6 protein-coding genes are annotated in these 7,306 nt (G+C 49.2%); 4 read left to right on the top strand and 2 right to left on the bottom strand.

What is annotated here, in order from left to right:
- Nucleotides 1-820 (top strand): sulfite reductase subunit C (gene asrC / locus BIZ37_RS28590; protein ID WP_187464424.1); only part of this gene is annotated, 820 nt, incomplete at its 5' end.
- Nucleotides 821-883: 63 nt separating this feature from the next.
- Here the strand turns inward: asrC and BIZ37_RS28585 are convergent.
- Nucleotides 884-2,107, bottom strand: coding sequence for a CinA family nicotinamide mononucleotide deamidase-related protein (locus tag BIZ37_RS28585; RefSeq protein WP_187464423.1), 1,224 nt, complete (start codon nt 2,105-2,107; stop codon nt 884-886).
- A gap of 530 nt (nt 2,108-2,637) precedes the next feature.
- Here BIZ37_RS28585 and BIZ37_RS28580 point away from each other — a divergent pair.
- From BIZ37_RS28580 to BIZ37_RS28570, 3 genes are all read left to right on the top strand, one after another.
- Nucleotides 2,638-3,858, top strand: coding sequence for an aromatic amino acid transport family protein (locus tag BIZ37_RS28580; RefSeq protein ID WP_187464422.1), 1,221 nt, complete (start codon nt 2,638-2,640; stop codon nt 3,856-3,858).
- Between the two features lie 222 nt (nt 3,859-4,080).
- Nucleotides 4,081-4,998, top strand: a complete 918-nt coding sequence (locus tag BIZ37_RS28575) for a DUF3943 domain-containing protein (protein WP_255526952.1) — start codon at nt 4,081-4,083, stop codon at nt 4,996-4,998.
- A gap of 181 nt (nt 4,999-5,179) precedes the next feature.
- Nucleotides 5,180-7,159, top strand: a complete 1,980-nt coding sequence (locus BIZ37_RS28570) for a bifunctional diguanylate cyclase/phosphodiesterase (RefSeq protein WP_187464421.1) — start codon at nt 5,180-5,182, stop codon at nt 7,157-7,159.
- On the opposite strand, the gene BIZ37_RS30320 is transcribed toward BIZ37_RS28570, so the two are convergent.
- Nucleotides 7,115-7,306, bottom strand: a 192-nt coding sequence (locus BIZ37_RS30320; RefSeq protein WP_222939874.1) for a hypothetical protein, incomplete at its 5' end; no start/stop codon positions are given. The genes BIZ37_RS28570 and BIZ37_RS30320 overlap by 45 nt on opposite strands.

The following is a 7,306-nucleotide window of genomic DNA, read 5'->3' as shown; positions in this document are numbered from 1 at the left end:
GCGGGGAAAAAAACACAAAGATACCCCCGCCGTAAACCGTGCCTTGGAGCCATTTATCAAAGACATTACAGTCGACCTGTGCGGCATTGATGTTGAAGATACCCAAGCGGGTTACCAGAGTATCGGCGGTCGTAATATCGTCGCCTGCCAAGGTAGCCGGATTTGCCAAAAGGCCAACACCGATACCACCGGTCTTGCCCAGCGCCTCGAGCACCATGTCTATCCACAGCCTTACCACCTGAAGATTGTACTGGCCGGTTGTCCGAATGACTGTGCAAAAGCCAACATGTGTGACTTTGGGGTACTCGGGGTAGCCAAGATTGAATTCAACAGCGATCGCTGCATCGGCTGTGGTGCCTGTGTGAAGGCGTGCGGACACCATGCGGTAGACTGCCTGAGCATTGAGAACGGTAAAGCGGTCAAGGAAGAGAGCAAATGCATTGGCTGCGGCGAGTGTGTCCTTGCTTGTCCTACCCTGGCCTGGCAGCGCAATCCGAAACAGCTATACATGGTCAAACTGGGTGGGCGAACTTCCAAGAAAACACCGAGGGTTGGCAAGCTGTTCCTCAACTGGGTAACAGAAGATGTACTCCATCAGGTACTGAACAACCTGTTTGAGTTCGAGAAGGAAATGCTTGAAGGCAACCCGGTGTACCTGCACATGGGCCACCTTATCGACAGATCCGGCTACCATGCGTTCAAAAAACGCGTGCTAGATGGTGTTGAGCTTAACCCTGAAGCTATGGTCGCCGACCGGATCTACTGGGCCGAAGACGAGTATGTCGCCAATATGCATGTCAAAGCTATCGCACATCAATAGCAGCCTACCCGCATATTGATAATTGGGCTGTCTATCTAGTCAGCCCAAAGATAGAAATAACTGTTAGTACCTGTTTTCTCTTTGATCAATACGCTGCAATGATTCCGAGTGGCCTAAGACGGGTTTATCCTCAAGCCAGCGGCGAAGCATATCCAAGCCGAGTGTCGACAACACATAGCGAAAATCACGCGACGCATAACGGCGCTTGGTCGACACTTGTTGCGCCCATTCCCCTTCTGGCGTCACCAATGCCACAGCCACAAGACCGTCTTGCTCGGCCCCTATGGCCAGGACAATATCTACCTTGTTCTTGTCCCGCGCGACCTGCGCCATAGACAATACAGCCTCTATCGGCGCTTCATGGTGTTCACTTGGCGTATTACCGCACCCTAGTAACCAAGATTGGGTAAGCCGCGCTGCCAAACGTTCATCGTCATGGAGCCAGCTAGTCAGGAAGCCACCGGAATAGTGCTCGGCGATAGCTAATCGGTATTCTTTTTGCTCAATCCTTTCAGCCACGGCTTGCAACAAGGGCTGGCTGCGGCCAACAAGGTTATCTCCCAACAGGCTAGCAATCTTATCGACTACCGAAAGCACTTGTGGGTGGCCTTTCGGGCAGAACACCTTCACTTCGATAAACGGGATTTCAGAGCGGTAGCCAAGCTCAAAACCTTCGGGAAGCGAGATAGGCTGGAGCGACTGGCCAATGCCCGATTCCGACAGACCAAAGGTGTAAAGCCGAATGCACTCTAGGCTGCTGGTCTCGGTGAACTCAGCCTCCAGGCGCGGCAGGATCTGCTCATGGGCCATTTTCTTGAACTCGCTCGGCACCCCTGGGGTAAAGAAGACCCAGGCACGATTAATACGCATCGCAAAGCCACATGCCGTACCAACGGGGTTATCCAGTATCTCCGAGCCTTCCGGCAGCATAGCTTGCTTGAGGTTGGTCTCGGGCATCACGCGGCCGAGCTTGGCATATTTCTCCTCCATCGCCGCGACCCACTCGTCTGCCAATTCAAGGCCAACATCGGCAGCAACCGCCGCTGCCTGTGCCGTCAAATCATCGGTTGTTGGCCCCAGCCCCCCATTTACCACCACGACATCGGCAGTCAGGCTGCAGTGTTCGATTTCTTTTGCCAATACATCAAGCTGATCGCCCACCGTAGTCCTGCGAGACATGGGAAAGCCACGCTGAAAGAACAGTGCAGATAACCATGCGGCATTGGTGTCCGTTATATCCCCGTGAAGCACTTCCTCACCAGTACTAATCATTGCGACTTTCAGCATACTTTCTCCCGTGTTGCCAGCAGTGACAGCCAACCATCACCCGGCTTTTCATTATTGTATTACCCACAGTCCTCGAGATAGCTCTAATTGCTTAACTCAGGTAAATGACGTTGGATATTGCCTATTCAAGCATATCTCCAGCTATTTCAGCACGTTATTTTTCACCCAAGTGCCCCTGCCCCAGGGGCTTACAGCAAGAGCGAGACGAAAAACAAAACATTCGTAAACATAAATTTACACCACCAGAAACAAAAGTTGACAGTCAATTGCGATCACTATATTGTTCACCCCTAGAGACAAACATCATCATTAGCCCAAAAATCACTATTTATCACTATAAGAAATGGAATAAACCATGGACATACTCCAATCAGGCACCTTCTATCGATAGCCGCAATGGCTATATAGAGTGTAAATAAATTCTGACACCTCTTTGCCATTGTGGCCCTCTAAACAAAATAGGGAGCGACCACAGGTGCGAACACCGCCTCCCGAGCACAACCTTTTGATTACTCGGAGCAAATAACCCCATGTCAATGAACAAGACTTTCGGCAGTATGCTGATCATCGCCGGTACGACGATCGGCGCAGGCATGCTAGCCCTTCCTCTGGCCTCGGCCGGACTTGGCTTTACCACCGCAACTTTGATTATGTTTGGTATCTGGTCATTGATGACCTACACCGCATTATTAATGTTAGAAGTGCACCAGTACGCTGATCACCAAGCGACGCTAAATTCACTGGCCCGTGATCTACTGGGAAGGAAAGGTCAACTGCTCGCCAACTTTGCTGTCTGCTTCCTTATGTACTCGCTTTGCGCCGCATACATTGCAGGCGGTGGCGGCCAACTTAACGACAAACTGAATAATTGGGTGGGGTTGGAAGTCTCGGCGCAAACCAGTACGGTCATTTTTACCCTGGTCATTGCCAGCATAGTGGCGATCGGTACTCACTCTGTCGATATGGTTAACCGAGTGCTGTTCACCCTGAAAGTCATCGCCTTGGTCGTAATGCTTAGCCTACTTGCACCGAATGTCGAGGGCGGCTACCTGGTCAATATGCCAGTAGAAAAAGGACTCATCGTTTCGGCGTTGCCGGTCATCTTCACCTCGTTTGGCTTTCACGGCAGTATCCCATCTATCGTGCGCTACATTGGCTTGGATATGAAAGCGCTTAAGAAAGTGATGGTCATTGGCTCTTCATTGCCGCTAATCATCTACGTCTTCTGGCAGTTCACCAGCCAAGGCGTACTTAGCCAGCAAGATCTGATGGCGAGCAACAGCCTAGGTTCATTCATTGGCACTCTCAGCGAACTGCTACATAACCCAATGGTTAGCCAGTCTGTCTCTGTGTTTGCTGACTTGGCTTTGGCCACCTCTTTCTTAGGCGTGAGCTTGGGTCTGTTCGATTTTGTAGCTGATAGCTTCAAGCAAAATGATAAAAAACATGGGCGCCTGCAAACGGCTGCGATGACATTCATTCCACCTCTGGCTTTTGCTTTGTTTTACCCTCAAGGCTTTATCATGGCATTGGGCTTTGCTGCTATTGCTCTGGTTATCCTCGCCATTTTCCTTCCTGTCGCGATGGTCAGCGCCCAGCGCAAGCAGTTGCTGCAAACCAGTGACATCGAAGAAAACGGCTACCAAGTGGCCGGGGGTAAACCCGCCCTAGCATTAGCAACAGGTGCTGGTGTACTCATCATTGCTGCACAATTTCTCCAAATGGCTGGATTGATCCCCGCAGTGGGCTAACCCAAAAAGCAAACGGCAAGCCTTATCGCTTGCCGTTTTTCTTTCTGCTTAGCGAGCATTTTGAACAATGTTGTTAATTATGAAATTCATTCATATAAATGGGTAATTTTTACAATTTTTTTGCACAAAATACGCTGTTCAATACTAGGATTTTCTTGTTATTTCAGTGATACTTCCCGCACTTTTTTATCCTATCCACCTTGATCTACTGCGGAGCGTATCTTGCGCACTTCACTTCTATCATCACTTGTCCTGGGGGTTGCCATCAGCACCCCTGCATTCGCATGGAATGAGAATGCCTATATGGGTTCATACCACCAGCCAACGTTTCTGAACAGCTATGCTTCACAGCCTAGCCAGTCGCTGGGGTCGACCAACCAATATCAGTATACAGCCATGGATCAAGGGCTTTCGCTGCAACCAACGACAGCAGAACCAACCACCAATACATTGCCTAAGCACTTATCAGTCGCACCTGAAAAAGACTGGGATTACTTGCTAGAGCAGTCTTACACCATTTTCGGCTTGAGTATCGCAACGGTCGGATTGATGACGCTTCTGCCCGAAGATGTGACTAACTGGGATCCAGAAGATACCAACCTAAAAGGCCTTGGCAAAAAATGGTGGGATAATGTCTCGGAAGGGCCTGTATGGGATAAGGATGATCACTGGCTAAACTATATTATGCACCCATACTTCGGTGGGGTTTACTATACCGCTGCCCGTCACTCTGGTTTTAACGAATGGGAGTCATTCCTATATTCGGCAACCATGTCGACATTTTTCTGGGAATACGGTGTAGAGGCTTTTGCTGAAGTGCCATCGATCCAAGATATTATCGTTACCCCGTTATTTGGTGCGGCCGTCGGTGAATGGATGTTCCAAACCGAAATGGAAATCACCGCCAACCGTGGCAAGGTAATGGGCTCGAAAACCATGGGTGATGTCAGCCTGTTCTTACTCAACCCCGTCGGCCATATCCATTACTGGGTGACTGACTGGTGGCGTGGCGACACAGATGTCGGCCTTACCTACACCCCATGGTTCGGCAATACCGATGCTGCAAACTTTGCCCTCGACGCCGGTGCGGCTTACGATCCTGTCTTCGTCGGCTTGGAAGTGAAACTGTCACTATATTAAAATGAACAAAGCAGCAAAAAAATGCGATGCATATCGACTTTTTTGCTGCTTTTCAAGATATTGCATATTTTTTTTCAATAATCGTGAATAAACCTCACGATTTTATCCCGTATGCGTATTTAAAACGCCGTTTTTGATATAGCATCTGATAAATATCACAATAAATAACAAAGCCTTGGTGATGAACCAAAATTTTTCTCTCTACGAGTTCTTACAGACCCCTGTTTGGATTTTCGATATTCACCAAAAACGCATCCTCTGGGCCAACTCCGCTTCACTTTCTTTATGGGAAGCAAAGAGTACGGATGAGTTGACAGCCCGTGATCTCAGCCTTGATATGTCCGAAGCGGTTGATGCCATCCTTGATGGCTACCTTAGCCGTTTCCAACAAGGTGAAAAAATCAAAACCTGGTGGTACTTCTCCCCCAACAACGTCATCAAGAAAGCGTTATGTTATTTTTCCGGTATGCCGGGTCCTAATGGCAACACCGTGATGCTCGTCGAGGTAATTGCTGAAGAAGCTAGCCTTCGCCGTGAGTTGGCTTTTTCAGGCAGCTCAAACCTGGCTTTGCTATTTGATGAAAACGGCAGCCTGATCAGTGCCAACAATTCTTTTACCCACTCTTTTGGCGAAGATCTAAGCGATCTTGCCAGCTTTCTCGGTGACGCCCAACTGGCTGATAAATGGCTGGCAAGTGCCCGCTCTGAAGGTGTACTAAAAACCAAGCGCCTATGCTGGACAGGCAAAAGCCACCATTGGCTGAATATCGATGGAAAATGGCTCTCCGATAAGCACCAGTTGTTGTTGAGTTTAATCAACATCAGCCAGGAAAAAGAGCAACTGCACAAGGCAAAATATAACGCTGAACATGATTTTCTGACTGGGCTATTAAACCGCCGTGGTATCACCAATGCCATCGTGGAGAACCAGCACAGCCAACACCCATATAGCTTATTGTTCCTCGATATTGACGGATTCAAACTGGTCAATGATACCTATGGCCATGCCATCGGTGACAAACTGCTTCGAGCCATTGCCATTCGCCTACAAGAAGAAGTGAAGTTCAAGGGATTGCTAGCACGCTTTGGTGGTGATGAGTTTATTGTCCAAGCGGAGCACCGCAATATCGAAAACTCGGCAATGTTTGCCAAGCAACTGATCAAAGCGCTTAACCGCCCCTTCCACTTGAAAGAAGTCGGTGAATTGTCGATTGGCTGTAGTATCGGTACATCAGACTACCCTACCGATGCAAAAGACATCGAAACCTTGGTGACTCAGGCTGATATGGCCATGCACCGGGCGAAACTGCGTGGCCGCAATCGCAGCCATCACTTCTCTCCAGACATGGCCGATGCGCTTTACCGTAAGATGACCTTGCGCCACCACCTGACACTGGCATTGGAAGCAGAAGCGTTCGAACTCTACTATCAACCGATTGTTGATATGAACAGCAAATCCCTCAAGGGCTTCGAAGCCTTGATCCGCTGGCATGACGAGGAGTTGGGGCAGGTTTCGCCGGGTGAGTTTATTCCGCTGGCAGAAGAAACCGGCCAGATAGTCCCTCTGGGTAAATGGATCATCAAAACAGCCTGTAAGCAATTGGCCCAGTGGCGTGAAAAGTACGGTAAAACCTTCATTATGAGTGTTAACCTGTCGCGAGCCCAGTTGCAATCAAGCTTGGCACCGACTATCGAAGGGCTACTGAAATATTACAAAATTCCACCTGCGCAGTTGGCACTTGAGTTAACCGAGTCCACTATGTTGCAAGAGTATGATGAAGCAAAGCAATGCCTCGATGATCTTGCCTCGCTGGGCCTTGAGCTTTACCTCGATGATTTTGGTACCGGTTACTCTTCCCTGTCGCAATTGCAAGATTTGCCGATCAGTACCGTTAAACTGGATCAGAGCTTTGTCCAAGGAGAGCACAAGGGTAGCCAGGCTATTATTGAGGCCACCCAGGCCATCTGTGAAAAGCTGGCGTTAAAAGTGGTCGCTGAAGGGGTCGAAACGGAAGCACAGCTGCGTTATTTGCAACAATGTGGCTTCGATTTCTGCCAGGGCTATTATCTTGGCCGACCACTCCCCGCCCACGAGCATGAAGAGCGAAATTTCAGCTTACTCAACGCGATTCCGGAAACCTCTCGGGAAACCGTTGAATAACCCCTCTTTAGCAGGTTGAAAGTTGATACGAATAAGGCCAGTCAGTGACTTAATGCCATTCGGATAAGCGTCATCGTTTATACCTGAACGGATACTTGGGTGGCACATAGAGGACTGAACGTGGAAACGTTCGGTCCTTTCTTTTAT

The sequence above is a fragment of the Photobacterium sp. BZF1 genome, from assembly GCF_014349205.1.
Classification (GTDB): domain Bacteria; phylum Pseudomonadota; class Gammaproteobacteria; order Enterobacterales; family Vibrionaceae; genus Photobacterium.
This window is presented reverse-complemented; position numbering and strand designations above follow the sequence as displayed.

Excerpts from the sequence above, each read along its gene's own strand:
- BIZ37_RS28580 (WP_187464422.1), top strand. The coding sequence starts at position 2,638 with ATGTCAATGAACAAGACTTTCGGCAGTATGCTGATCATCGCCGGTACG.
- BIZ37_RS28570 (WP_187464421.1), top strand. The coding sequence starts at position 5,180 with ATGAACCAAAATTTTTCTCTCTACGAGTTCTTACAGACCCCTGTTTGG.
- BIZ37_RS28585 (WP_187464423.1), bottom strand. The coding sequence starts at position 2,107 with ATGCTGAAAGTCGCAATGATTAGTACTGGTGAGGAAGTGCTTCACGGG.